This window comes from Exiguobacterium sp. s123 (genome assembly GCF_018617075.1).
Classification (GTDB): Bacteria; Bacillota; Bacilli; order Exiguobacteriales; family Exiguobacteriaceae; genus Exiguobacterium; species Exiguobacterium profundum.
In genome coordinates this window covers 38,165-63,004 of the sequence record NZ_JACSJL010000002.1, presented here as the reverse complement: position 1 = coordinate 63,004, position 24,840 = coordinate 38,165, and the positions used below count along the sequence as shown (strand labels likewise).

General features: G+C 48.8%; 23 protein-coding genes, 1 tRNA gene and 1 pseudogene. 20 read left to right on the top strand and 5 right to left on the bottom strand.

The genetic code is table 11. The features are described from left to right. The first annotated feature begins 32 nt into the window (after nucleotides 1–32). The 4 genes from KNO72_RS04175 (at nucleotide 33) to KNO72_RS04160 (ending at nucleotide 4,018) form a co-directional block, all read left to right on the top strand. A complete protein-coding gene (locus KNO72_RS04175) occupies nucleotides 33–740 on the top strand; it encodes an SDR family NAD(P)-dependent oxidoreductase (protein ID WP_214757330.1) in 708 nt (235 codons plus the stop codon). 100 nt (nucleotides 741–840) lie between these two features. Next, nucleotides 841–1,689 (top strand): HD domain-containing protein, encoded by an 849-nt coding sequence (locus KNO72_RS04170; RefSeq protein ID WP_214684136.1) that lies wholly within the window; start codon nucleotides 841–843, stop codon nucleotides 1,687–1,689. 188 nt (nucleotides 1,690–1,877) lie between these two features. Continuing rightward, complete coding sequence (locus tag KNO72_RS04165; RefSeq protein WP_214684138.1) at nucleotides 1,878–2,867, top strand: sodium:calcium antiporter; 990 nt, start codon at nucleotides 1,878–1,880, stop codon at nucleotides 2,865–2,867. 89 nt (nucleotides 2,868–2,956) lie between these two features. Further along, nucleotides 2,957–4,018, top strand: a complete 1,062-nt coding sequence (locus KNO72_RS04160; RefSeq protein ID WP_214757328.1) for a bifunctional glycosyltransferase family 2/GtrA family protein — start codon at nucleotides 2,957–2,959, stop codon at nucleotides 4,016–4,018. Nucleotides 4,019–4,041: 23 nt separating this feature from the next. Here the strand turns inward: KNO72_RS04160 and KNO72_RS04155 are convergent, their stop codons facing one another. The 3 genes from KNO72_RS04155 to KNO72_RS04145 form a co-directional block, all read right to left on the bottom strand. Then, entirely contained in the window at nucleotides 4,042–4,608 is a 567-nt protein-coding gene (locus KNO72_RS04155; protein WP_012726407.1) for a 3'-5' exonuclease, read from the bottom strand. Nucleotides 4,609–4,669: 61 nt separating this feature from the next. Next, nucleotides 4,670–5,002 (bottom strand): four-helix bundle copper-binding protein, encoded by a 333-nt coding sequence (locus KNO72_RS04150; protein ID WP_012726406.1) that lies wholly within the window; start codon nucleotides 5,000–5,002, stop codon nucleotides 4,670–4,672. A gap of 112 nt (nucleotides 5,003–5,114) precedes the next feature. Further along, nucleotides 5,115–5,187, bottom strand: a tRNA-Ala gene (locus KNO72_RS04145). A gap of 123 nt (nucleotides 5,188–5,310) precedes the next feature. On the opposite strand from KNO72_RS04145, the gene KNO72_RS04140 reads away from it, so the two are divergent. The 6 genes and pseudogenes from KNO72_RS04140 (at nucleotide 5,311) to KNO72_RS15610 (ending at nucleotide 10,253) form a co-directional block, all read left to right on the top strand. Then, nucleotides 5,311–6,174, top strand: coding sequence for a GRP family sugar transporter (locus KNO72_RS04140; RefSeq protein ID WP_078146990.1), 864 nt, complete (start codon nucleotides 5,311–5,313; stop codon nucleotides 6,172–6,174). Nucleotides 6,175–6,381: 207 nt separating this feature from the next. After that, nucleotides 6,382–6,801 (top strand): SRPBCC family protein, encoded by a 420-nt coding sequence (locus tag KNO72_RS04135; RefSeq protein ID WP_214757326.1) that lies wholly within the window; start codon nucleotides 6,382–6,384, stop codon nucleotides 6,799–6,801. A gap of 168 nt (nucleotides 6,802–6,969) precedes the next feature. Beyond that, entirely contained in the window at nucleotides 6,970–7,653 is a 684-nt protein-coding gene (locus KNO72_RS04130; RefSeq protein WP_214757324.1) for a hypothetical protein, read from the top strand. 250 nt (nucleotides 7,654–7,903) lie between these two features. Then, nucleotides 7,904–8,689 carry an SDR family NAD(P)-dependent oxidoreductase gene (locus tag KNO72_RS04125; RefSeq protein ID WP_251028270.1) on the top strand — a complete coding sequence of 262 codons (786 nt, stop codon included), beginning with the start codon at nucleotides 7,904–7,906 and terminating at the stop codon, nucleotides 8,687–8,689. Continuing rightward, a pseudogene (locus tag KNO72_RS04120) lies at nucleotides 8,682–9,821 on the top strand (AMP-binding protein); the annotation flags it as partial. The gene KNO72_RS04125 and the pseudogene KNO72_RS04120, both read left to right, overlap by 8 nt. Before the next feature lie 6 nt (nucleotides 9,822–9,827). Continuing rightward, the gene (locus KNO72_RS15610; RefSeq protein WP_371815833.1) at nucleotides 9,828–10,253 is read left to right on the top strand and encodes a class I adenylate-forming enzyme family protein; all 426 of its coding nucleotides are present in this window, start codon (nucleotides 9,828–9,830) and stop codon (nucleotides 10,251–10,253) included. Between the two features lie 401 nt (nucleotides 10,254–10,654). Here KNO72_RS15610 and KNO72_RS04115 read toward each other — a convergent pair whose 3' ends face one another. After that, nucleotides 10,655–11,281 (bottom strand): YesL family protein, encoded by a 627-nt coding sequence (locus KNO72_RS04115; protein WP_214757320.1) that lies wholly within the window; start codon nucleotides 11,279–11,281, stop codon nucleotides 10,655–10,657. 27 nt (nucleotides 11,282–11,308) lie between these two features. Continuing rightward, on the bottom strand, nucleotides 11,309–12,433 hold the full coding sequence (locus KNO72_RS04110; RefSeq protein WP_214757318.1) for a GntR family transcriptional regulator: 1,125 nt from the start codon (nucleotides 12,431–12,433) through the stop codon (nucleotides 11,309–11,311). A gap of 367 nt (nucleotides 12,434–12,800) precedes the next feature. Here KNO72_RS04110 and KNO72_RS04105 point away from each other — a divergent pair, with 367 nt between their 5' ends. The 10 genes from KNO72_RS04105 to KNO72_RS04060 all read left to right on the top strand — a co-directional run bounded on the left by KNO72_RS04105 (nucleotide 12,801) and on the right by KNO72_RS04060 (nucleotide 24,827). After that, the gene (locus tag KNO72_RS04105) at nucleotides 12,801–14,150 is read left to right on the top strand and encodes an ABC transporter substrate-binding protein (RefSeq protein WP_031423570.1); all 1,350 of its coding nucleotides are present in this window, start codon (nucleotides 12,801–12,803) and stop codon (nucleotides 14,148–14,150) included. Between the two features lie 68 nt (nucleotides 14,151–14,218). Beyond that, the gene (locus KNO72_RS04100; RefSeq protein ID WP_021066211.1) at nucleotides 14,219–15,115 is read left to right on the top strand and encodes a carbohydrate ABC transporter permease; all 897 of its coding nucleotides are present in this window, start codon (nucleotides 14,219–14,221) and stop codon (nucleotides 15,113–15,115) included. Between the two features lie 72 nt (nucleotides 15,116–15,187). After that, nucleotides 15,188–16,030, top strand: a complete 843-nt coding sequence (locus KNO72_RS04095) for a carbohydrate ABC transporter permease (protein ID WP_031200025.1) — start codon at nucleotides 15,188–15,190, stop codon at nucleotides 16,028–16,030. 68 nt (nucleotides 16,031–16,098) lie between these two features. After that, complete coding sequence (locus KNO72_RS04090; RefSeq protein WP_214757316.1) at nucleotides 16,099–17,499, top strand: arabinan endo-1,5-alpha-L-arabinosidase; 1,401 nt, start codon at nucleotides 16,099–16,101, stop codon at nucleotides 17,497–17,499. Between the two features lie 16 nt (nucleotides 17,500–17,515). Further along, the gene (locus KNO72_RS04085) at nucleotides 17,516–18,826 is read left to right on the top strand and encodes an arabinan endo-1,5-alpha-L-arabinosidase (RefSeq protein ID WP_214684153.1); all 1,311 of its coding nucleotides are present in this window, start codon (nucleotides 17,516–17,518) and stop codon (nucleotides 18,824–18,826) included. 280 nt (nucleotides 18,827–19,106) lie between these two features. Continuing rightward, entirely contained in the window at nucleotides 19,107–20,804 is a 1,698-nt protein-coding gene (gene araB / locus KNO72_RS04080) for a ribulokinase (protein WP_214757314.1), read from the top strand. Next, on the top strand, nucleotides 20,798–21,496 hold the full coding sequence (gene araD, locus KNO72_RS04075; RefSeq protein ID WP_031423581.1) for an L-ribulose-5-phosphate 4-epimerase: 699 nt from the start codon (nucleotides 20,798–20,800) through the stop codon (nucleotides 21,494–21,496). The genes araB and araD overlap by 7 nt, the downstream gene beginning before the upstream one ends. Nucleotides 21,497–21,530: 34 nt before the next feature. Beyond that, entirely contained in the window at nucleotides 21,531–23,018 is a 1,488-nt protein-coding gene (gene araA / locus KNO72_RS04070) for an L-arabinose isomerase (RefSeq protein WP_214684155.1), read from the top strand. 44 nt (nucleotides 23,019–23,062) lie between these two features. Next, nucleotides 23,063–24,586, top strand: a complete 1,524-nt coding sequence (locus KNO72_RS04065; protein ID WP_214684156.1) for an alpha-N-arabinofuranosidase — start codon at nucleotides 23,063–23,065, stop codon at nucleotides 24,584–24,586. Nucleotide 24,587: 1 nt separating this feature from the next. After that, complete coding sequence (locus KNO72_RS04060; protein WP_143404767.1) at nucleotides 24,588–24,827, top strand: DUF6171 family protein; 240 nt, start codon at nucleotides 24,588–24,590, stop codon at nucleotides 24,825–24,827. The last annotated feature ends 13 nt before the right edge of the window (nucleotides 24,828–24,840 follow it).

The following is a 24,840-nucleotide window of genomic DNA, read 5'->3' as shown; positions in this document are numbered from 1 at the left end:
GATTTGGGTATACAGTTTTTTAGGAGGGATGAATGATGACAGACGTGATGATTGTAACAGGAGCTAGTCAAGGAATTGGTTATGCGATTGCACAAGCTTTCGTAAATCAGTATGAAGTGATCGTGCTAGACATTGGAGATGATCCGGATATCGAAGGGTTACGCTTTTATCAAGTAGACCTTGGAGACACGTCTGAACTTAAGCGTGTCTTTGACGATATTCACAACGAATTTGGTCGAGCCCATGTGTTGATCAATAACGGAGGGATCGCCTCGCTAGTCAAGCCGATTGATGAGCTTGAGATTGACACGTTCAAGCGAGTCATCGATGTCAATTTAGTCGGGACATTTAGTTGTGCGAAATACTTTTTAGAACTGAATCAAGGTGAGTCGTACGGAAGAATCGTCAACATGGCCTCGACACGTGCCTTCCAGAATGAGCCGCATTGGGACGCATATGGTGCATCTAAAGGAGGCATCGTTGGATTGACCCATTCACTCGCCATCTCATTAGGCGATCGCCCCGTGACAGTGAATGCAATCAGTCCAGGATGGATTCATACGTCCGATGAGGCATTACGCGAGATTGATCATGAGCAGCACCCATCAGGACGGGTCGGTGAACCGGAAGATATCGTCCGCGCTGTGCAGTACTTGATTGACCGTCAAAACAGTTTTGTGAACGGTCATAATCTTGTCATCGATGGGGGAATGACGAAAAAAATGATTTATGAAGAATGATGCGACAATATACCTAAAACTGGTCAGAATTTAGGTTATTTATACCTAATTCCGGGTAAGGGATAGAAGAGTTTTCATCCGGAAGAAGGAGGATTGTGACATGAATCCACTCGTTGAAGAAGCACTGCGTTTTTCGTCTATTCGTCACGGAGGACAGTATCGAAAAGGTTCAACCATTCCATATTTGTCACATCCATTCTCGGTCGCCATGCTTCTTGAGTCCGATCATCAAGCACCGGCAGTGGTGGCGGCAGGATTGCTTCATGATTTGGTTGAGGACACGAAGACAGACCCACAAGAAATCTTATCAAAATTCGGTTCTGACGTTCACAGGCTCGTTCTCGCGGTCTCGGAGAAAAATCGTGAAGAGTCGTGGGAACAGCGAAAACGGATGACACTTCAACAGGTGCAGTCACTTCAATTTGATGAAGTCGCACTTCTCGTGGCGGACAAGCTACATAATCTCCGCTCCATCCGTTATGATCTTGAGATGGAAGGGATGAAGGTGTGGCAACGTTTTAAACGGCCGATGCGGGACCAATCGTGGTATTACCATGAGTTGCTGTCAGCATTTGAACCATTTCGGAGCTCGACAGACCTGATTGGCTTGTATGAACAAGAACTCCATCTATTGTTTTACGGTGAGAAGAATGCGAAAGATCGAAAAGTGGCAAGACTCCTCGAATCCATGTTGACTTATTTCATCGAGGACGAATGGTTGCAAGAATCGGCACCACTATGTCAAACGGCATATGAATTAAGAGAGATTGTTGCGCGAGAGACGATTGATGACGAAGAGATTGTGTGCTTCCGAAAACGACTTCACGAAGCGGGTTGGATCACGCCATTGTTACCCGAGAAGCTCGCGGGGATGCAAGAACTCGCATATCGGACGGCTCTCGACCCACAGGAGCTTCTCGCGCTCATGCGCCGCTCGATTGTCAACTAGTTCTCTTCATGCTATAGTCAAAAGGAAGATAAAAAGGGGAGTAGCGACCACAGTTGTGGTCGATGGGTCGTCATTACAGTGCATACGCACTCGGTCCATCGAGCTTTTACAAGTCCGCAAGACCTTTTTATGGGCGTTTTTGTCGTCCATAAAAAGGTCTTTTTTGTTTACCCAAGGAGGAGGAAAAAATGGTATTTGTTTATTTCTTACTGGCCGCGGCCATCACCGTCTACGCCGCCATCAAATTGTCAACGTACGCCGACGTCATGACTGAAAAGTCGAAAATGGGCGGGATGCTCGTCGGTACAGTTTTATTGGCAGGAGCGACGTCGCTCCCGGAAGTGACAACGAGTATATCGGCTGTCATGATTGACAACCCCGACATTGCCATCGGGAACATGCTTGGGAGTAACCTATTCAATATCTTTATCTTAGCGATGTTCGACCTATACTTCCGACAGAAGCAATTGTTCAACTATGCGAGTCGGGACCACCTGTACACGGCCGGACTTGGGTTACTCTTGACCGTCACGACGTTGATTGCTTTGATCGTTCGCGTTGATATGACGTTTATCGGAATCGGAGTCGACGCGCTCTTGATTGCGATTCTATACGGTATCGGAATCTACTATATCGGGAAACAACCGACAGAGCCGATCGCGGAGCATGAAGTCGAAGAAGAAGTGGTCGTCGGTAAATATGAAGAGATCACGCTGAAACGTGCGGTCTTTGGATTCATCATTGCTGCAATCGTAATCATGGCGGCAGGAACAGCCCTTTCCATCACAGGTGATCAAATTGCCGTTGTCACAGGACTCGGTTCTAGTTTTGTCGGTAGCTTCTTGATTGCGGCATCGACGTCACTCCCGGAAGCGGTCGCTGTGTTCATGGCGCTCAAACTACGTAATGTCAACTTGGCATTCGGTTCGATTCTCGGCTCGAATATCTTCAACATGTTGATTATCGCCATGTCAGATGTCTTCTATCGGAATGGATCGATTCTCGCAGATGTCTCGACGTCACACCTCGTATCTGCGGTCGGAATCACCATCCTATCGATCCTCGTCATGTATAGTGTGCTAAGACAAAATGTCACGTCGAAGGTACGTTATGTGATTCCTTCGTTACTCGTTGTCGTTGTCTATTTCGTTTCGTCTTACTTGATCTTTATCGGGTGAGTACATGCATCAGCCTTAGGGCTGATGTTTTTTTATTGGGAATGAGAATTCATTGCTTCGGGTATAGAGGAATTGAAGGAGGGGTGGCGATGCAGATGCATGAAGTGGAAACACGCCAAGCGTATTCGATTTTGATTCCGGCCTATAACCCTGATGAGGCACTCGTCACACTCGTGGAGAAGTTAAGGGCGAGTGGGTTTGCGAACATCATTGTGGTCAATGACGGTAGTAACGAATCGTCGGTAGGCACATTTGATAAGATTGCATCATTTGTCGACCAAGTGTTAACGCACGAACAGAATCAAGGGAAGGGAGCAGCAATCAAGACGGGGTTACGGTATGTGGTGGACACATATCCGGATAAAACGGGGGTCATCACGGTCGATGCCGACGGGCAGCATTTACCGCAAGATGTCGTCAGCGTCTATGAGGAAGGGTTGAATAAACCACATCATCTCATCATGGGATGTCGAGATTTTAGCGGAGATGCGATTCCGTTCCGGAGCCGATTCGGCAATCAGGCGACACGGCTCGTGATGTTGATTGGGAGCGGGCTGAAGTTAAAAGACACGCAGACGGGACTTCGAGCCATCCCGATGCGATACGCCAGGCAACTGCTTGACATTCCTGGAAATAGATATGAGTTCGAGATGAATATGCTCACGTTCACGAAACGATTGCAGGTACCGATTCAACAAACGACCATCCAGACCGTATATGAGAATGAAAATGATTCATCCCATTTTAGACCGATTCTCGACTCGATTTTAATTTATCGGATGTTTTTGATGTATTCGTTATCCTCTGTCGCCTCGTTCCTTGTCGACGTAGGGATGTATGCGCTCTTTATTTATTTATTATCCCCATACTTCGATACGGCTCACGTCGTCATCGCGACGGTCATCGCTCGAATCATTTCCTCTCTCTTCAATTATCTCGTTAATCGAAAAGTAGTCTTCGATTCGAAGGCGCGGCGGTCTCTTCCGAAATATTTTAGTCTCGTCGTGCTTCAAATGGCCGTTTCAGCACTCCTTGTTTATCTCTTGTTTCTCTTGCTCAGACAAGGCGAGGTCATCCTAAAAGTAGTCGTCGATAGTTCTCTCTTTTTCGTCAGTTATTATGTCCAGAAGAGATGGATTTTCAAAAAATAACCGGTCATGATTTCATGACCGGTTTAATATGCGAGCGTTCCTGTTTTCACGGACGTATAGCGATGTAATTCTTTTGGGCTTGTGATGCCGGTTTTTTGCATCATGTCTCGCATAAGTAGCGCGCATACGCGAGCATCTTCCGCAGCATCATGATGAATAAACGGCACGTTCAAGTGTTCTGCCATCGTGTTCAACTTATGGTTCGGGAGTCCTGGATACAGTTTACGTGACAGTTTGACGGTGCAACCGTACTCGATTGTCGGGAAATCGAATAGATCATATTTCACAATCGCCTTTCTCAAGGCACCCATGTCAAATGAAGCGTTATGTGCGATGACGAGGTCCACTTCCCGTAAAATCGGGTAAAGAGAGGAAAGTACTTCCGGTAATGCCGGTGCATCCCACACGTCACTCGGACGAATGCCATGGACGCGGATGTTACCCATATCAAAGTCTTCCTCGGGATTGACGAGTCGCTGGTCGGTTTCGACCACATCACCATTTTGAAGGATGCTCCATCCGACAGAACAGATGCTGCGACTATCACGGTTAGCTGTCTCCACGTCAAGTGCGAGAATGGTATGGTTCATAGTTTACCTTCTTTCGTAAGCAATAAAAAAAGTCTAACAGAAAGTTAGACGAATGTCGTGCTTAAGCGGCAACAAGTGTTCGGCAAGCTTCCGCACAACGCTCACATGCTTTGGCACAGGCTTGGCAATGGTCGTGCTGGTGTCGTCCGCATTCAACCGCACACGTATCACAGACTTGGGCGCATAAAGCAACGATTGGTTTTGAAAAGGCTGAATCTGTTTCTAAGGCATTTAAAGCTAAAGTACAAATGTCTGAGCATTCTCGAGTCAGGCGGATGCATTCGGTGAACATGTGTAAATCCTCTTCTTGCAAACTTTTTGAGAAGCAGTGGTTGCATGCGCGCATGCATTCGATCACGCTCGTCAATGTTTCTTCTACAGATGTACGTTCCATCAAAATTCCCCCTTATATGAAAAAGTCTAACTATCATTACCCGTTCAGAAAGAGGTTGAATCGCACCATACCAATAAAAAAGCCACACCTCATTCGAGATGTGACCAATTAATGGAGCATAGGGGGCTCGAACCCCTGACCTCTACGCTGCCAGCGTAGCGCTCTCCCAGCTGAGCTAATGCCCCGTTCGAAATCATTATATCATCGTAGTATTCGACATGGCAATTCCCTTTTTGAATTTAGGTTTATAAAATTGGAGACGTGGGAATTTCATGTTAGACGTTATATTAAGAAAGCAGGTGTGCTTCATGGAAATGATTCTTTTGGCACTCTTACCGGCACTCATGTGGGGAAGTATTCCACTCATCGTGTCGAAAGTAGGAGGAAAACCGATTCAGCAGTTAATCGGAACGACCATCGGGGCGATGATTATGGCAACAGTGATTGCCCTCGTCTTCCGACCGGAGTTCACGACACTCGCCATCGTGACCGGATTTATCTCAGGGGCGTTCTGGGCGCTCGGTCAATATTTGCAGTTCCAATCGTTCCAAATCTTAAGCGTCTCCAAAGCGATGCCAATCAGCACGGGGATGCAACTCGTTGGGACCTCTCTCTTTGGGGTCATCGTACTCGGGGACTGGCAGACATCGACGGAGCTATGGTTAGGGTTTTCAGCGCTCGTCTTGATCATCATCGGGGCGACTATGACTTCTTACCAACAGAAGAAAGATCAGGACAGTGCCGGTGCGTTGAAAAAGGGTTTACTCGTCCTATTCGTTTCGAGTATTGGTTACGTCACGTATGCCGTCTTGACGAACTACTTTGAAGTAGAAGGGATCACCGCGATTCTTCCACAATCCGTCGGGATGTTCATCGCGGCACTTCTGTTCAGTCTTCGTGAAAAGGACGTCAAGAAACTGGATCCACGCACATTCAAAAACATCTTGGCGGGGATCGCCTGGGGAATAGGGAACTTCGGACTTTTCGTTTCAAGCGGAGAAGTGGGGATTGCGACTTCGTTCGCCTTATCCCAATTGAACGTCGTCGTGGCGACACTTGGTGGGATCTATCTCTTGAAAGAAGAGAAGACGACAAAAGAACGCGTCTTTGTTTTCATGGGAATCGGGTTGATTGTCGTCGCTGGATTTATGCTTGGGATTGCCAAGAGTTAAGTTTCAATGATGAAATGAAAAGAACCTTGAATGAACTCGATTTTGAGTGCCACTCAAGGTTTTTGTTTTAAGTATCTTTCAATCGTTGAAATGAGAGCAGGAGAAGATGTGATTGATAGGGAAGTAATCTCATATTGCGTTCGTCATATAGGACGGGCAGCGCATTCGTGATTGATCAAAAATTGTAGAATAAAGGGGAAACGAATCATGGAATCAAATGTCGTGACGATATCAACGCTCGTCGATGCACCAATCGACACAGTCTGGAAATTCTGGACAGAACCTGAACATATCAAACAATGGAATCATGCGTCTGACGATTGGCATACGATTGAGGCGGAGAACGACTTACGGGTCGGCGGGAAGTTTCGTAGTCGAATGGAAGCGAAAGATCAGAGCATGGGCTTTGATTTTGAAGGGGTATATGAGGAAGTTGAAGAAAATGAGCTCATTCAGTATCGCCTTGAGGATGAACGGAGAGTCAGAATTTCATTTACTTCTGAAGGGGATCAGACGAAGGTGGTCGAGGTGTTTGATGCGGAATCGATGAATCCGGTTGAAATGCAACGACAGGGATGGCAGGCGATTCTCGATAATTTCACTAGATATGCGAATGGTAAAAAATAAGGAAATGAATGATGAAATATTAATTCAGCAGTATACATTTCATGTTGAAGGTGTATACTGCTGTTCGTTGTATAAAAACAAAATTTTTCATAATGTTGTTGTTGAGTGATGAAGTGTAGTTTGTCATTTTTGGATTTAAAAAATGAATACAGGGCGAGTTGAAAATATATGAGAGAAGTAAGGCTTAGTTTTAACTTTTTTCACGACTTACAGAATGAAAAATGGGCATTACAGATGCTACATATCTTCGAAACGTTTCAGATTGAAATCGGAAAGATGGGATTTTACGAACCACTTAGAACTGAGTTTTCGAATGACACCTTTCTGAAGATGTGGACAGAAGGCAACGATGATTTTTACAGCTTTATTTGTCGATTAAAAAATAGTAAAGGTTATCTCAACATTCATAATTTGAAAGATGGGTTACCAGGAAATGTTGGTTTCGTTTTTGTGATCAGCAAGACAAATTTTCTGAATGAAAAGGACAAATGGATTCGGTTATTTGATCGAATTTGTCGAGAGTGGGGTCCATTCCAAGCATCAATATCTAGAAGGATTGAAGAACGAGAGGATCTCATGTACGAAACAGGTTTTTCTAAAGTTAAGGAAGTGGAATGGCTTAATTATTGGAGTGATGAATTGTTGTACGTGAATTCAGTTTCTATTCCAAATGAGGTCGAAGACTATAATTGTTATGATGGAGTTGCATTTAACAAAGGGTATGTATTCCAGTTGATGAATTTGATTGATGATCCCTCGTACTATCAGCTATCTGAAATGATTAAAGCCATGATTGGTCCAAACTTCTTTTATAAATGTAGTGAAGATTTAGATTTGCTAGATTTTTTGTAGTCATTGAAGTAATTAAGGCTGACGTTCATCTTGGGAACTTCATTTTCTGTTCGTTAAATTGTTACATATCATTTGGCATTACATGTATACAAGAGCAGTAATTTTACTTCTAAACATACAGATTTATTTAGTTCGTGATCGTTCTATTGTAAAAATCAAAAAAGGTGCTGTCTATATGTATGACTACACGTTACTAGAGAGACTCCTATTCCGATTTCCTTCCTTCGATCATCAGAAAATGAAGTCAGCGTTGGATCGGAAAACGGTATTGATTACTGGAGCGAGCTCAGGAATCGGGCAGGCGTTCGCTTTTTTACTAGCGGATACAACCGCGCATCTGATTCTCGTTGCCCGTAGAGAATCAGACATGAACGCCATGAAGTCTGAAATCGAAAAGGGGTCAGCCACGGTGACCGTGTTCCCGGCAGATCTTCGAATTGAAGAGGAACGGAATGGTTTGCTGGCGTATCTCCATCAACTACCGGACGGATTGGATGTTCTCGTCAGCAATGCTGGAATCTCCATCAATCGTCCCATCACTGAGTCACTCGATCGATACCATGACTTCACACGGACGATGGCAATCAATTATTTTGCTCCCGTACAATTGATTTTGTCGCTCATTCCGGTGCTCGAAAAGAAGAACGGGCAGATCGTCAATGTGTCGACCATCAATGTGTTACTTCATCCTTTTCCTCACTGGGCAGCCTATCAGGCATCAAAAGCCGCGTTCGATACGTGGTTTCGCTCCGCGGGTCCGGAACTCACAATCAAAAATATATCCACGACGACTCTATATCTACCGCTAGTAAAAACTCCGATGATCAAACCGACGCTGGCTTATCAGCATTCACCTGCCATGTCACCGGTACATGTGGCAGAATTAATCGGACATGCCTTGTATACGAAAGGAACAGTATATAAGCCGTGGTGGTTGTTCCTCGGTCAAGTAGCATCACTTGTTTTCAGAAGACCGATAGACTGGATGGTCCCTGCATTCCTTAAGAGAAAGGAGCGTGACAATAAGAATGGTTAAGTTATTGAAAGTCTTGTCGCAGCTCCAGTTTCTATCACCATCGAATCTAGGCCGTCTGTTCGTCGCAATCCGTCAAAATGGAATCAACTTGATGCTTCTTTTTACATTGACTGAAAGAGCAGGGAGTCAAAAAACGGCTTTAGTGGATAGCCGAGAAACAGTGACGTATCTAGAGCTAAAGTCACGCTGTGAACACCTCGCTTATCATTTCGCTAATCAGTATGGGGTTAAAAAGGGACAAAAAGTTGCGTTTCTCTGTCACAACCACTCGTCTTTCGTACAAGGGATGTTTGCGGCTTCACGACTCGGTGCAGACATCTACATGCTTCATTCATCGATGAGTCAACTGCAGTTCAACCGACTCGTAGAAGAACAGCCATTCGATCTTTTGATTTACGATGATGAGTTTGAAAACTTAATTGAAAACTCGTCTTACGAACGTTCGACATTTGTCAGCTATCATGAGGAAAAGGTATCAATCAATAGTCTATCGGATTCGAAGCGACATAAAAAAGGAAAGCTTCCGGCCGCCTCGAGCGGGAAAATCGTGCTATAGACCGGCGGTACTACCGGAAAACCGAAACAAGTGACTCATAAACCATCCCTCTTTCACTTTCTGGCTCCATTCGCAGCTCTAATGAACCGATTGCAGTTGCCGTCATTCAATACTGCTTATATTGCCACCCCGATTTACCATGGCTACGGCATCGCCATCCTTTTATCTTTTCTCGCGTTAGGGAAACAGGTCGTCATTCAGGAGAATTTTGATGTGCAGAGAGCCTGTGACCTCATTCGGCGACACAAGGTAGAAGTGGTCACGGTCGTCCCGCTCATGATCCATAAAATGTTACGACACGATCCAACATCACTTCATTCTCTCGCTTGTATTGCTTCCGGTGGTGCGAAGCTTCATCCCGTTTTAGTCCGTGAAGTTCATAACGAGTTAGGGAACGTCTTATACAATCTATATGGAACATCGGAAGCGGGCTTGAATCTGATCGCCACACCAGAAGATTTACAGTATGATGCGAACACGCTCGGGAGAAGGATTCCGGGAGGGGACTTACAGGTAGTGAAAGATGGAGCGAAAGTCGAGCCGGGCACCATCGGGGAATTTTGCATACGAAATAAGTGGTCCATGCAAAGCAGGAAGAACCGCTGGATTCAAACGGGTGATGTCGGATACCGGGATGAGAACGGCTATTATTTTTTGTGTGGACGAACAGACGACTTGATCATCTCGGCAGGAAACAATATTTATCCTGGGGAAGTCGAGACGGTTTTGCGCGACCATCCGAATGTCGAGGACGCCGCCGTCGTCGGGATAGAGGATGTGTACGCCGGTCACATCTTGAAAGCATACGTACAGTTATATGATGAAAAATTGACAGAAGAAGAACTGGTGAGCTGGTTGCGCGAACGACTGACAACTTATCAGCTTCCACGAGAAATCGTGTTTGTGAAGGAGTTGCCTTACACAGCGGTTGGAAAATTGGATAGGAAACGACTTGAGGTGATCAAGTATGTTGAAGTGTGGAACTATAAGTGGCATATAAAGGAATGAAGAGACATACATAGTTTATTAGGGAGCACATTTTTCTAAAGCCTACTTATTAATACGAAGGGTTGCTTGTTGTAGTCTAATGAAATCAGCTTCTTTCAGTAATGAAGGACTGAACTATGTTTTCGAAAAGACTAAAGTGTCTCTTCGTTCTGATTCATTGTCATAATGCAAAATATAATGTAAGTCACCAAAAACTGGAGTATCCTCAATAAAGTCATTAACGGAAAAGCCCAATTGCTTTGCCTCCTCACTAACTAAGAACTGTATTATTCATTTTGAATAGAACTTAAACAACCTAAAGAAGTGACTTGGTCATATTTATTGAAATTGACAGATGAGTAAACCATTCTTCTTAGATTCAAATAAAAAACCATCTACTTTGTTAAAGTAGATGGAAAAATTCAATAATACGTGGAGTCGATATCGATATGATTGTTCGTTATAGTACGATTTAATTGGTGGAGATATAGTTTCGTTTTTAGAAAAACGATGAACGAACAGCCGAACAACAAATAGAGCGGAGAGCGATACGCGAGCATACCGAGTGCTGTGAATAACAAGAGCGCGAGCACGACAATATAGCCGTATCGCATGATGCTGAATAACGCCAACTTCAAGGCATCCATCGTCTTCATCTCGTAGTGCGTCAAAATCGGAAACAGGAATAACGATAGGGAGGTGAAGACAAATCCGATCACGAACAGACCGGTGAAGAGAATCGTTTGCCCTGTATGGATTTGCCGAATGAGCAAAAAGTCGATCAACAAGACGAATACAAACAAGGTCCAGGCTATACCGAGCTTATAATGACGGCGCACTCCTTCATTAAAGAAACGGAAGTAGGCGCGGAACACGCTGTAATCTTGGTTGACCGACCATTGCCGTGTGACGGCATGTAAAGCGTACAAGGCCGGGAACAACGTGATGACAGGCAGAATGGTCAGGAAGAAGACCACGTTCAGTTGTACCAGGCTGGTGACAAATTCGAGCGCTTGGAATAGCTTGTTATGTTCATGTTTTAAATTCATGAGGACCTCCAAGAAGTTAGCAGTGAATCAGCCTAATTTAGATTCGAGACGATTATAGGGTGCGGTCGAGTTGCGGACAATCAATTCAGGTTCATACGTATGTGACGGTGGCGTATCCTTTTTCTCGACGGCTGCGATGATCCACTCGGCTGCGGCACGACCCAATTCTTGCTTCGGGTGGATGATCGAAGTCAGTTTCACCTCTGTCGCGACGGCAAGCACCGAGTCGTCATATCCGACGAGTGAGACGTCTTGCGGGACAGAGAGGCGTAGATTTCTCAACTGGTCCAACACGTTAAGGGCGAGTTGGTCGTTATAACAGACGATCGCACTCGGCCGTTCGTCCGCGTTCTCAAAAACTTGATGAATCACGTCATAAAAAGAAGGCACAAGTTCTTCTGTCGTATACGTTATAATTAATTCTGGCTCTAAGGGAAGATTGTATTCCCGGAACGCGCGTATAAAGCCGCGCATCCGATGGACCCCTTGAAGGTCATCTGTTTTGAAGAGTCCCATGATGCGCTCATGTCCAAGTTTGATGAGATGTTCGGCAGCCAAGAACCCACCTTTCTCGTCATCCATAATCAAATAAGGAGGCGTCAACTGCGAATAGTATTGGTTAATCATCAAATACGGCGTATGCTGTTGTTCGAGTTCTAAATAATATTTGATATTTGGATTGTAGCTACTGCTCTTCGTCGGCTCGACTATCAACCCATCAATTTGACGATCTAACATCATCTCGAGGCATTGCCGTTCTTTCTCGACGTTGTTATCCGTGCAAGATAAGGTCAACGTGTATCCTTTTGAAGCCAAGTGAGATTCAATCCCCCGGATGATAGACGGGAAGATATAATCAGACATGTAGGTCGTGATGACACCGATGTTTTTACCGTTGCCTAAACGTTCAATCGCCTGGGGAGCCGAGGTCGGAAGGACCGGGGAGCAATACGTGCCCGAGCCTTGTTCACGGTAAAGATAACCTTCGTTCACTAGTTCTCCTACAGCTTGTCGAATCGTATGACGGCTCACTCCAAATGATTGGACCAATTCATTTTCAGAAGGAATTTTTTCACCTGGTCTTACCGTTCCATCTTTTATCCATTCAAGAATATGATCTTTAACCATATTGTACTTTGTGCGTTGTGCCATCTGGCGTCCCTGCTTTCTCTCGTGTACGTCGAACAACTCATACGTACAAGATATGATCTTACATATATATTAACAAACAAATGTCCTGTTTACTATGAATAAGCAAAAATAGCACCTGAATTTTCTATGAATATGTACGGATGAAATATAAAAATACATAAAAATCAAATTGACATGTCCGAACGTGTGTAATAGACTCAAATTGTACAGAAAACGCTTTCATTGCTAATTAAATTGGTTTCTTGGCTAGTGAATGTATAGTGTCGTGTGGGCTTCATTATACAGCTTGCTTTTTTATTTAATTCAACATGTACGTACATCTTCGTCATCTTTTGCACATGAATATATACTGATGGAGGAATTCACAATGAATCGTAAATCGAAAAAAATGTTTGCGTTAACGATGTCAGCCCTGATGACAACTTCTTTGGCGCTCGCCGGCTGTTCGGGAGACGAGGCAGGCGCTGACGGGAAAGTTGAATTGACATTTATGTTCCGTGGAAATCCAGAAGAGTTAAAAGCCTACCAAGCGACGGTGAAACGTTTTGAAGAAGCCAACAAAGACGTGAAAGTAACGATGGTCCAGACAGCCCCGGATCAGTACGATACAAAACTCAAATCGGCCATCGCAGGTCGCAAAATCCCAGACGTCTTCTTCTATAATCCTGCCCAAGTGAAAGCATACGTAAATTCGGGCGTGCTACTCGATATCACTGAAGCGGTTGAAACTTCAGAAGACGTCAAGTTGGACGACATTTGGGAGAAGGGTGTCGACAAATATCGTTTCGATGGGAAGACGCTCGGAGAAGGCGCGATTTACGGACTACCGAAAGACTTAGGTCCGTTCGCACTCGGCTACAACAAGACGATGTTCGAAGATGCGGGCATCCCGCTACCGGATAAAGACAAACCATATACATGGGATGAGTTCGTGGACGTAGCCAAACAGTTGACGAAAGACACGAACGGTGACGGGAAGATGGATCAGTACGGCACTGGCTTCAACGTAAACTGGGCCCTTCAACCGTTCGTCTGGAGTAATGGAGCGGACTGGATCAATGAAGATGGTACGAAAGTGACAATCGATGATCCGAAGTTCATCGAAGCGTTGCAATTCTTCGTCGATCAACAGTTGAAACACGGGATCACACCGTCAATCGGCGAAACACAGACGCTCGACACGTACCAACGTTGGCTGAAAGGTCAGCTCGCCTTCTTCCCAGTCGGACCGTGGGATATGGCAGCATTTAAAGAACAGTTGAAATTCGAGTACGACTTACTTCCATGGCCAGCCGGTTCAACCGGTAAAGCGTCAGGATGGGTGGGGTCACTCGGGATCGGCGTCGGGGCGACGACGAAACATAAAGAAGAAGCGGCAGAGTTGGCGATGTACTTGTCTGCGGACCAAGAAGGGCAACAAGCGCTCGTAGACGCGCAAGTCCAATTGCCGAACAGTATGGAAATCGCAGACAACTGGGCAGCTGATACGTCAATCAAACCAGATAACAAACAAGAGTTCCTTGATTTAATCAACGATTATGGCCGCGGGTTCCCGGCTGAGAAAACATACACGGCAGAATGGTACGACGAGTTCTTCAAAAACATCCAGCCTGTCCTAGACGGTAAAACGTCGGTCGAAGACTATGTGAAGACGGCGCAGCCGAAGATGCAGAAATTGCTCGATGCGGCGATCGAACAAGAGAAACAGGCGAATTGATCAGAGAGTCGAAACGGGGTGGCGATGTTCGCCACCTGCGTCTCTGACGTTGAAAGGATGGAAGGATAATGAAGACAAAATCGATTTCCAAGTTATATCGAACTGAACAGCGGTACGCCTACCTGTTCGTTGCGGCACCGGTCATTGGGTTCTTCCTCTTCGCGTTCGTACCGTTGATGTATTCTGTTTACGGCGCTTTCACGAATTGGAACGGCCTCGGTCAAATGAAATTTATCGGGTTTGAGAACTTCGTTAACTTGTTCCAAGATGAATATTTTTATAAATCAATGTACAACACGCTCTTTATGATGATTGGGATCCCAATCGGAATCGTTCTCGCGCTTCTGCTTGCCCTCGCGTTGAATCGAAAGATTTTTGGGACGGACACGTTCCGCGTGATTTACTACATTCCCGTCATCTCGTCGATTGCCGCCGTCTCGATTTTGTGGCAATGGGCGTATAACGGGGACTACGGATTGGTCAACCAATTCCTGGCTTTGATCGGGATCGACGGGCCGAACTGGCTCCAAAACACCGATACCGTCAAACCCGCGCTCATCCTCATGGCGATTTGGAAAGGGCTCGGCTACACGATGCTCCTTTACTTGGCGGCGCTCCAAAGTGTCCCGAAATCATTTTATGAGGCAGCGAAACTCGATGGAGCCAACGCGTGGCAAAGCTTTTGGCATATCACGCTCCCGATGGTCAAACCGGTCACGTTCTTCATCATCGTGACGAACATCATCGGAGGAGCGCAAATCTTCACGGAAATCAACGTCATGACACCAACCGGGGGTCCTGAGTACTCGTCTGCCTCTGCGGTCTTCTACATTTGGCAAAAATCGTTCGGGAACTTCCAACTCGGTTACGCTTCGGCGATGGCGCTCGTCCTCGGGCTCTTCATTTTCATCGTCACGTTGCTCCAATTCCGGATGAATGAAAAATCATCGTTCGATCTTGATTGAGCGATTCGTGTATAGGAAAGGAGAATGACCATGCAATTAGCTCTCTCACGGAAAAAAGAGAACGTGGAAACGATGTCGGTGAAGAAGAAGGACCGAATCACGGATTTCTTCATCTTTATCTTCCTGTCCATCGGAGCGGTCGTCATGATCGCGCCGCTGCTCTGGATGGTATCGACGTCGCTAAAATCAAAAGAGGATGTGTTCGCGCTCCCTCCGGTATGGATCCCGACCGATATTTCGTTTAGCAAGTACACGGAAATTTGGAGCATGGGCCCGCTGTTGTCCGGGATATCGAACAGTTTGATCGTCGCGTTATCCGTCACAATCGTCGGAACGTTCACGTCGAGCTTGGCGGCGTTCGCCTTCGCGAAGTTGAACTTCAGAGGCAAGAATAAAATCTTCCTGCTCTTGTTCGCTTCTGTCATGATCCCTTACCCGGTGCTCATGATTCCCCAGTTCATGATGTTCTCGAGCATCGGCTGGGTGGATACGCTGTTACCGTTGATCGTGCCTGGACTGTTCGGGAATATTTTCATGATTTTCTTCTTGCGCCAATTTTTGAACAGCATCCCGAACTCGATTATCGAGGCGGCCAAGATTGATGGCTGCTCGTACTTCCAAATCTTCTATAAGATTATCTTCCCATTGATCAAGCCGGCCGTGGCCGCGCAATTGATTCTTTGGTTCATGGCAATCTGGAACGACTACCTCGGGCCGATTCTGTATTTGAACTCGCCGGAGAAACAGACGCTTCAACTTGTCATCGCGAACTTTAACGCATCTTATGCAATTCAAAGTGATTATCCGTTAATCATGGCCGCGTCCGTCGTGGCGTTACTCCCGATGTTAATCGTCTTCATGATCTTCCAAAAACAGATCATCGAGTCGATTGCGATTTCTGGTGTGAAGGGCTGAGGTGTGACAAGACAGAGGCACCCGTCTTTTTTAGGCGGGTGCCTTTTTGATGGAGGAAGGAGATTGACATGAAAAAAATAATGGTCTGGATGGCGTTGCTCATTGTCGCGGTCGGAGGTGTTTTCTTCTGGCAGACGACGAGTGCGTCAATCGATGAGTCGGTACTCCCGAAAGCGCCGTTTGATCAAAAGGTGGAAGATGTGACGCCAGACGTGCTCAACAAAGAGAGCGAGTGGACGACGAACTTTACGCATGACGGGGCAATCTTTAAAGATGGTGACACGTACTACGTTTTCTCGACGGATTACATGGTGGGTGGTCCTCCGACGCCCGGTATTCAAATTCGTAAATCGACCGATCTCATTCACTGGGAGTTCGTCGGCCGTGTGTTCGATCAAGTGTCTGAAGAGGCGTTCGCTTGGGCCGGTGGGAATACGTTCTGGGCCCCGGCGATCACAAAAATCGGAGATCGGTTCCACTTGTACTATTCCGTATCAGGGGTCGGGAGCCGCACGTCGTACATCGGGCTAGCGACCGCGTCAACGATCGAAGGGCCTTGGGAAGACGAGGGCGCCGTCGTGACGTCGAAAGACGGGGACGGGGGTGTCGCCAATGCGATTGACCCTCATGTGACGCAAGATGCGTCAGGCAAATGGTGGATGGCGTATGGGTCGTACTTTGGTGGGATCTTTTTGACGGAGATTGATCCAGGCACTGGGAAGCGAGTGGACGAATCGTCAGAGGGAACGTTGCTCGCCAAACGGAAAGACATGTCGATGGGCATCGAAGGACCGGAAATCTTGTATAACGATGAGACAGGTTATTACTACTTGATGGTGTCGTATGGTTGGTTAGAAGATACGTACAACGTCCGGATCGGTCGCTCGAAGTCAATCGCGGGACCGTACGTCGACTCGCGTGGTCGCGACTTACGGGACGAATCGGATGAGTCATTTGATACGGGCGTGAAAATCGTGGGTTCGTATCGTTTCGAAGGAGATGACGGATACGTCGGGACCGGGCATTCGGCATTTTTACAAGACGGGACTGACACATTCGTGTTGCATCAGGCGCGACCGAGTGAAGACATCTATTGGTCACAGTTGCACGTCCGAAAAGTGTATTGGACGAAAGACGGTTGGCCGGTCGTCTCGCCCGAGCGCTATGCAGGTGAAGGAGACGTCGAGGTCGACGACGCCCATCTGGTCGGGGACTGGGACGTCATCACGTTCCCGCGATTCGACGATGGACAGCAAGCCTCGAGCACGTTGACGTTGGAACGAGGCGGGAAGCTCGAAAACGGGGACGGGTCTTGGCGATTGAACGGCTCGGTCCTCGAGGTCGAAGTCGGACAAGAGACGTATGAGACGCAAGTCGGTGCGGCTTGGGATTGGGAGAATTGGCAACCGACGATCATCTTCACAGGTCTGAGCGAGGACGGCACCGCCGTATGGGGCAAAAAACGATAAAAGGAGAAACGGAAACATGCAAAAAATGAACGGTCCGAAACGAGAAGAACGTTATCTGCTAGAGCGATTGACGAACGAAACGATGTGGGGCACGCACAACGCCCACGATCCCGCCTCGATCAAAGTCGGGGACTGGTATTACGTGTTCTCGACGGATGCAGCCCACGGGCATCAAATCAACGGGGGGATTCAAGTGCGCCGCTCAAAGGATTTGATCCATTGGGAATACGTCGGCTTGGCGTTTGAAGAACTTCCGCACGAGGCTGTGGAATGGACGGGGGCGCCGGGGCTTTGGGCACCGGAAGTTGTGTTCATGGGTGGTCGTTACGTCATGTACTATGCGGCTTCACAGTTCGGGCAGACGCAGTCCTATATCGGTGTCGCCAGTGCGGAAACGATAGACGGACCGTGGCAGGATCACGGGCTCGTCGTGAAGAGCGAGGCTGGGACGTCAGGACCGAACGCGATCGATCCGAATATTACGTTCGATGCGCATGGAGAACCTTGGCTCGTCTACGGTAGCTTCTTCGGTGGGCTGTACGTGTTCCCGATCGATCCGGAGACCGGGAAGAAACGTCCGGGGAGTGAGGAGACGTTGATTGCGAAACGTCACCAAAGCGTTGAAGGGGCAATCGAGGGACCGTATATCGTCTATCGGGAGGCGGATCGCCATTATTACTTGTTCGTCTCGTACGACTCCCTATTCAAGGACTATCACATCCGTGTGGCCCGCTCGACTTCGATCACCGGACCGTACGTCGATTTTGATGGGAACGTCATGACCGACCTCGAAATCGACTCCCAACAAGTCGGCATGAAGATTTTAGGGGGCTATCGGTTCGGGGCTGGGGAAGGTTGGGTCGGTCCCGGTCATAACTCCGTCTTGCATGACGGGGACAAGGATTATCTCGTCCATCACGTCAGAGGTGAGCAGGACCCGCACTGGCACGAACTGCATATCCGCAAAATTATCTGGACGGAATCGGGCTGGCCGCTCGTATCTCCGCAACGATATGCCGGGGAAGAAGAACGGCCCATCGAGATGGAGGAACTCGTCGGGGAGTGGGAGTGGATCTACATGGACCGGACGAAACATGACGTCCTGCCTTCAAGTAAGATTCAACTTCTAGCGGACGGGACTTTCGTGACAGAGTATGGCGAACGAGGCCGTTATGAGAAGCTGACGGATACGACCATCAAACTCTACAGTCCTGAAAGGATCACTTGGCATATGTTACCGGGCTGGGACTGGGAGAATTGGCGAGAGACGCTCGTGTTCGCGGGATTGTCTGACCGAGGGCACGTTTTTATCGGCAAACGACTGTAAATATCCGTACAACTTATCGCAGTCTCTTTAAAGATGAATGTCACAGTTTTTTCAGAACTGACGCAAAAATGTTCAGATAAAATGTTGAAAACAGTTGATTAATTTAAAATAGTTGATACAATCAAGGTATAAGTTATACGTACAACTTGATTGTATATTTTTGTTTTCTGTACGAATCAGACATGTTATTTGAATAGTTGTACGGATGAAAATACAAGAGTGCCCACACACTTTATTTTTTTCATCCTATATGTAAGCGCATTCTTTTGGAGGTAGGGTGATGAATATGGCCAACTATACAATCGGCGTCGACTACGGGACGCAATCAGGACGTGCGGTCCTCGTCGACGTAGCGACAGGTCGAGAAGTGGCGACCGCGGTCAAACCGTACACACATGGCGTCATGGATGAATATTTACCGGACGGAGTGACCCGTCTCGAGCATGATTGGGCACTCCAACATCCGCAAGACTATTTAGAAGTATTAGAACTTACGATCCCGGCCGTCGTGAAAGAGGCGGGGATCATGCCGGACCAAGTTGTTGGACTCGGCATCGATTTCACAGCCTGCACGATCTTACCGATTGACGAACACTTGAACCCGCTTTGTTTCCATGAGGAGCATCAACAAAACCCGCACAGCTACGTGAAGCTTTGGAAGCACCACGCCGCGCAAGACGAGGCGGACGAGTTGAACCGCATCGCAGCGGAGCGGGGCGAAGACTTCTTGAAACGCTATGGCGGGAAAATCTCATCGGAGTGGATGATCCCGAAAGTGTGGCAAATCCTGAACGAAGCACCAGCGATCTATGAAGCGGCGGACCAGATTCTAGAAGCGACGGATTGGGTCGTCTCCCAGATGACAGGTCGCGTCGTTCGGAACAGTTGCACAGCTGGATATAAAGCCATTTGGCATAAACAAGACGGCTACCCGTCAAACGAGTTCTTTAAAGCGCTCGATCCGCGGCTAGAGAACGTTGTCGAAGAGAAACTAACGCGCGACATCGCACCAATCGGGTCCAAGGCGGGTGAACTGACAGAGGCGTTCGCCGCGCGAATCGGACTCCTTCCAGGCACGGCCGTCGCGGTCGCGAACGTCGACGCCCACGTGGCGGTACCGGCTGTCGGAATCGCCGAACCGGGCAAGATGCTGATGGTCATGGGCACATCGACGTGCCATATCCTACTCGGTAAAGACGAACAAGTCGTCCCAGGCATGTGCGGTGTCGTCGAAGACGGTGTCATCCCAGGATTGATGGGCTATGAAGCTGGCCAATCGTGTGTCGGGGACCATTTTGAATGGTTCACCGAGACGTGTGTCCCAGGACATTACGTCGAAGAGGCCGCCTTGAAAGGTATCGGCATCCATCAGTTGTTGACGGAGAAAGCAGCCCGTCAACGTGTCGGGGAGAGCGGTCTCATCGCCCTCGACTGGTGGAACGGGAACCGATCGTCGCTCGTCGATACGAATTTGACGGGTGCCCTACTCGGAGCGACATTGCTCACGAAACCAGAAGACATTTACCGGGCGTTGATTGAAGCGACGGCGTATGGGACACGGACGATTGTGGAAGCGTTCCGGAACAGCGGTGTTCCTGTGCATGAAGTATATGCAGCCGGCGGAATCGCCGAGAAGAACGCCCTCATGATGCAAATCTATGCGGACGTGTTGAACATGGAAATCAAAATCTCCGCCTCCTCGCAAACGCCTGCCCTCGGGTCGGCCATGTTCGGGGCGGTGGCGGCCGGTGCGGAGCGAGGCGGTTACGCCACGATCACGGAAGCGGCAGCGAAGATGGGCCGTGTCAAAGAAGAGACGTACAAGCCGATTCCGGAAAACGTCGCGACGTATGATGCTCTGTTCGCCGAATACACGAAACTATACGACTACTTCGGTCGCGGTGAAAACGATGTGATGAAACGCTTGAAAAAAATCAAAGCCGAAGCATCACGCGTGAAGGAGGAACCGGTATGGTAAGCCGTCATTTGAAGGAAGCCGTGCTCGAAGCGAACTTGGCCCTCCCGCAACACGGCTTGGTCACCTTCACATGGGGCAACGTCAGTGGCATCGACCGGAACGCCGGATTGGTCGTCATCAAGCCGAGCGGTGTCCCTTACGAACGATTGACCGTGGAAGACATGGTCGTCGTCGATTTGGAAGGTAACGTCGTCGAAGGCGAGCTTCGCCCCTCATCAGACACACCGACCCATCTCGCGCTCTATCGGTCTCTCCCTGAGATTGGCGGGGTCGTGCATACCCATTCGCCATGGGCGACGAGCTGGGCACAGGCGAAGCGGGCGATCCCGGCGTTCGGAACGACACACGCCGATTACTTTTATGGCGAGATTCCGTGCACTCGAGAATTGACAGACGAAGAGATCGCAACGGCGTATGAGCTCGAGACCGGCCACGTCATTTTAGAGACGCTTGACGAGTTAATGCTCGAAGCAGTCGCCGTACCGGGCGTGCTCGTGGCCAATCACGCACCGTTCTGCTGGGGCAAAGACGCGAATGAGGCGGTCCACAATGCGGTCGTCCTCGAGGAAGTCGCGAAGATGGGACTTCACGCCTTGAACTTGAACCCTGGCCTGACACCGATTAAACAGAGCATCTTAGATAAACACTATTTGCGAAAACATGGGGCGAACGCATACTACGGCCAAAAATGACCGGAACTTCGCCCTCACATTAGGGGGACTTTGGATGTTGACAGCAAAAACATATGAATTTTGGTTCGTGACAGGAAGCCAAATGCTTTACGGCGAAGACGTGCTTCGTCAAGTGGAGGATCATTCAAAAGAGATGGTGGCTGGACTTGATGCGGCCGACGTCTTCAGCGACCGGATCGTCTTCAAGGGAGTCGTCAAAAATGCAGAAGAGATCCGTCAGATGATGCTTCAGGCGAATGCGGACGACTCATGTGCGGGCGTGATCACCTGGATGCACACGTTTTCGCCATCGAAGATGTGGATCAGTGGCATGCGCGTCCTACAAAAACCGTTGCTCCATTTCGGTACACAGTTCAATCGCGACATCCCTTGGGATGCGATCGATATGGACTTCATGAACTTGAACCAATCGGCGCACGGCGACCGGGAACACGGATTTATCACGAGCCGGATGAACGTCAAACGCAAAGTGCTTGTCGGGCACTGGGAAGACGAGACGACACGCGGCAAGATGGCGAGCTGGATGAAAGTCGCTCATGCGTTGGCCGAAAGCAAAGTGTTAAAAGTGGCTCGTTTCGGTGACAACATGCGCAACGTCGCCGTGACGGAAGGCGATAAAGTCGAAGCGCAGATTCGCCTCGGTTGGACGGTGGACGGATATGGTGTCGGTGATCTTGTCGCATATATGGACGCCGTGACCGACACAGATCTCGATGCGCTGATGGACGAATACGCGTCTCGTTACGAACTGACGAATAAAGGGATGGCGGAAGAGGAGTTCCTTGATTCGGTCCGTTACCAAGGCCAGATTGAACTCGGTATGAAAGCCTTCCTCGAGGCAGGAGGATATACCGCCTTCACGACGACGTTTGAAGACTTGCACGGCATGAAGCAGTTACCGGGTCTCGCCGTCCAACGCTTGATGGAGCAAGGCTATGGCTTTGCCGGAGAAGGTGACTGGAAAACGGCAGCATTGGTCCGTCTCATGAAAATCATGTCGAACAACGAGCGGACCTCGTTCATGGAAGATTACACGTACCACTTCGAGCCGGGCAACGAGATGGTGCTCGGCGCTCACATGTTGGAGATTTGTCCGACGATTGCGGCCGATCAACCAAGAATCGAAGTCCATCCGCTCGGTATCGGCGACCGGGAAGCACCGGCCCGGATCGTCTTTGAAGGACAGAGCGGCAAGGCGTTGAACGCGAGTATCATCGATCTCGGCCATCGCTTCCGTCTCCTCGTCAACACGGTCGAAGGCATTCAGCCGGAAGAGGCGATGCCGAACTTGCCGGTCGCACGCGTTCTTTGGAAAACAGAACCTTCGATGGCGCAAGCGGTCGAAAACTGGATTCAAGCCGGTGGGGCGCACCACACCTGCTATTCGTATGAAGTGACGACCGACCAACTACGGGACTTCGCGGAAATGCTCGACGTTGAAATCGCTGTCATCGATGCCAAGACGGAGACGGTCCAATTTAACAACGAACTACGTTGGAATGAACTTTACTATCGACCATAATCTAAAGGGCCACTTCGTTGGCCCTTCTTCATGGAGGAGATACAATGAACAACCAACTCATCAAACCGACGCACGTGACGACAGGGACGACACAGCTCATCGTCAATGCCGACTTAACCAAAGGGACGATCAGCAAGCACATTTATGGTCATTTCGCCGAGCATTTAGGTCGTTGTATTTATGAAGGGCTCTGGGTCGGTCCTGAGTCGCCGATTCCAAACACGGATGGCATTCGCAACGACGTGCTCGCCGCCTTGAAGAAATTGAACATCCCGGTCCTCCGTTGGCCGGGCGGCTGTTTTGCCGACGAGTACCACTGGAAGGACGGGGTCGGTCCGAACGAGAACCGAAAACGGATGGTCAACACGCATTGGGGCGGGGTCGTCGAAAACAACCACTTCGGTACGCATGAATTCATGCGCCTCTGTGAGCTGCTCGAGTGTGAACCGTACATCTGTGGGAACGTCGGAAGCGGAACGGTGCAAGAAATGTCGGAATGGGTGGAGTACATGACGTTCGGTGGCGAGTCACCGATGTCGAACTGGCGACAAGAGAACGGCCGGACCGAGCCGTGGGAACTCACGTACTTTGGCGTCGGGAATGAGAACTGGGGCTGCGGCGGTAACATGCGCCCTGAATATTACGCGGACCTGTATCGCCGCTACCAGACGTACGTCCGCAACTACGACGGCAATAAACTCTATAAAATCGCCGGTGGGGCGAACATTGACGACTATAAATGGACAGAGGTCCTGATGCGGGAAGCAGGGACGATGATGGACGGGCTCAGCCTCCATTACTACACGATCCCAGGTGACTTCTGGTTGGGCAAAGGCTCGGCTCTCGATTTCACGGAGGACGAATGGTTCATCACGTTGAAGCGCGCCCTCCATATGGACGAGTTGATCACGAAACACGGCCAGATCATGGACCAGTATGACCCAGAAAAACGTGTCGGCTTGATCGTCGACGAGTGGGGCACGTGGTTCGATGTGGAGCCGGGGACGAACCCAGGTTTCTTGTATCAACAAAACTCGATTCGGGATGCACTCGTGGCTGCGGTCCACTTCAACATCTTCCATAACCATAACGACCGCGTTCATATGGCGAACATCGCTCAAATGGTCAACGTGTTGCAGGCGATGATTTTGACAGAAGGAGACCGATTCATCCTCACGCCGACATACCATGTGTTCGAGATGTACAGCGTCCACCAAGACGCCGAACGCGTCGAACTCGCCGCGCACACACGTAACTATGTGGCCAAAGATGAAGCCATCCCGGCCGTGAACGCCACCGCTTCGCGAAATGCGGAAGGTGTGCTCCACATCAGCCTCTGCCAACTCGACCACGAGCAAGGCGATACGGTCGAAATCGATTTACGGGGAATCGGCGCCATCTCTGTCGTGTCGGCCCGGATTTTAACGGCAGACCATTTGAACGCCCACAATACGTTCGAACAACCTGACCTCGTCTCACCACGGGACCATGACGTGACCGTCACGGAAGACGGCAAGCTCGTCCTCGACGTGCCAGCGATGAGCGTCATCACCATCGCGGTCCGCTGAGATGACAGTGGCGAAGACGCGGCGATGTCGGACCTGTCCACCGCAAACGACAGATCATGACTGGCTGTTGACCATCGATGCGGAAGTCATGGAGCAGGTGTCGGATACGGAATATGAGGCACGCCTCACCCATTGCGCGGCTTGCCCGTTCCAGCAACAAGATACTTGCTTGAAATGTGGGTGTTACGTCTCGTATCGGGCACGACTCGCGACGAAGCACTGCCCAGTGAACGTTTGGTAAAAAGGAGTGGATG

What these genes read in the sequence shown, in the direction of transcription:
- KNO72_RS04175 (WP_214757330.1), top strand. Translation starts at nt 33, where the DNA reads ATGATGACAGACGTGATGATTGTAACAGGAGCTAGTCAAGGAATTGGT.
- KNO72_RS04170 (WP_214684136.1), top strand. Translation starts at nt 841, where the DNA reads ATGAATCCACTCGTTGAAGAAGCACTGCGTTTTTCGTCTATTCGTCAC.
- KNO72_RS04165 (WP_214684138.1), top strand. Translation starts at nt 1,878, where the DNA reads ATGGTATTTGTTTATTTCTTACTGGCCGCGGCCATCACCGTCTACGCC.
- KNO72_RS04160 (WP_214757328.1), top strand. Translation starts at nt 2,957, where the DNA reads ATGCAGATGCATGAAGTGGAAACACGCCAAGCGTATTCGATTTTGATT.
- KNO72_RS04155 (WP_012726407.1), bottom strand. Translation starts at nt 4,608, where the DNA reads ATGAACCATACCATTCTCGCACTTGACGTGGAGACAGCTAACCGTGAT.
- KNO72_RS04150 (WP_012726406.1), bottom strand. Translation starts at nt 5,002, where the DNA reads ATGGAACGTACATCTGTAGAAGAAACATTGACGAGCGTGATCGAATGC.
- KNO72_RS04140 (WP_078146990.1), top strand. Translation starts at nt 5,311, where the DNA reads ATGGAAATGATTCTTTTGGCACTCTTACCGGCACTCATGTGGGGAAGT.
- KNO72_RS04135 (WP_214757326.1), top strand. Translation starts at nt 6,382, where the DNA reads ATGGAATCAAATGTCGTGACGATATCAACGCTCGTCGATGCACCAATC.
- KNO72_RS04130 (WP_214757324.1), top strand. Translation starts at nt 6,970, where the DNA reads ATGAGAGAAGTAAGGCTTAGTTTTAACTTTTTTCACGACTTACAGAAT.
- KNO72_RS15610 (WP_371815833.1), top strand. Translation starts at nt 9,828, where the DNA reads ATGCAAAGCAGGAAGAACCGCTGGATTCAAACGGGTGATGTCGGATAC.
- KNO72_RS04115 (WP_214757320.1), bottom strand. Translation starts at nt 11,281, where the DNA reads ATGAATTTAAAACATGAACATAACAAGCTATTCCAAGCGCTCGAATTT.
- KNO72_RS04110 (WP_214757318.1), bottom strand. Translation starts at nt 12,433, where the DNA reads ATGGCACAACGCACAAAGTACAATATGGTTAAAGATCATATTCTTGAA.
- KNO72_RS04105 (WP_031423570.1), top strand. Translation starts at nt 12,801, where the DNA reads ATGAATCGTAAATCGAAAAAAATGTTTGCGTTAACGATGTCAGCCCTG.
- KNO72_RS04100 (WP_021066211.1), top strand. Translation starts at nt 14,219, where the DNA reads ATGAAGACAAAATCGATTTCCAAGTTATATCGAACTGAACAGCGGTAC.
- KNO72_RS04095 (WP_031200025.1), top strand. Translation starts at nt 15,188, where the DNA reads ATGTCGGTGAAGAAGAAGGACCGAATCACGGATTTCTTCATCTTTATC.
- KNO72_RS04090 (WP_214757316.1), top strand. Translation starts at nt 16,099, where the DNA reads ATGAAAAAAATAATGGTCTGGATGGCGTTGCTCATTGTCGCGGTCGGA.
- KNO72_RS04085 (WP_214684153.1), top strand. Translation starts at nt 17,516, where the DNA reads ATGCAAAAAATGAACGGTCCGAAACGAGAAGAACGTTATCTGCTAGAG.
- araB (WP_214757314.1), top strand. Translation starts at nt 19,107, where the DNA reads ATGAATATGGCCAACTATACAATCGGCGTCGACTACGGGACGCAATCA.
- araD (WP_031423581.1), top strand. Translation starts at nt 20,798, where the DNA reads ATGGTAAGCCGTCATTTGAAGGAAGCCGTGCTCGAAGCGAACTTGGCC.
- araA (WP_214684155.1), top strand. Translation starts at nt 21,531, where the DNA reads ATGTTGACAGCAAAAACATATGAATTTTGGTTCGTGACAGGAAGCCAA.
- KNO72_RS04065 (WP_214684156.1), top strand. Translation starts at nt 23,063, where the DNA reads ATGAACAACCAACTCATCAAACCGACGCACGTGACGACAGGGACGACA.
- KNO72_RS04060 (WP_143404767.1), top strand. Translation starts at nt 24,588, where the DNA reads ATGACAGTGGCGAAGACGCGGCGATGTCGGACCTGTCCACCGCAAACG.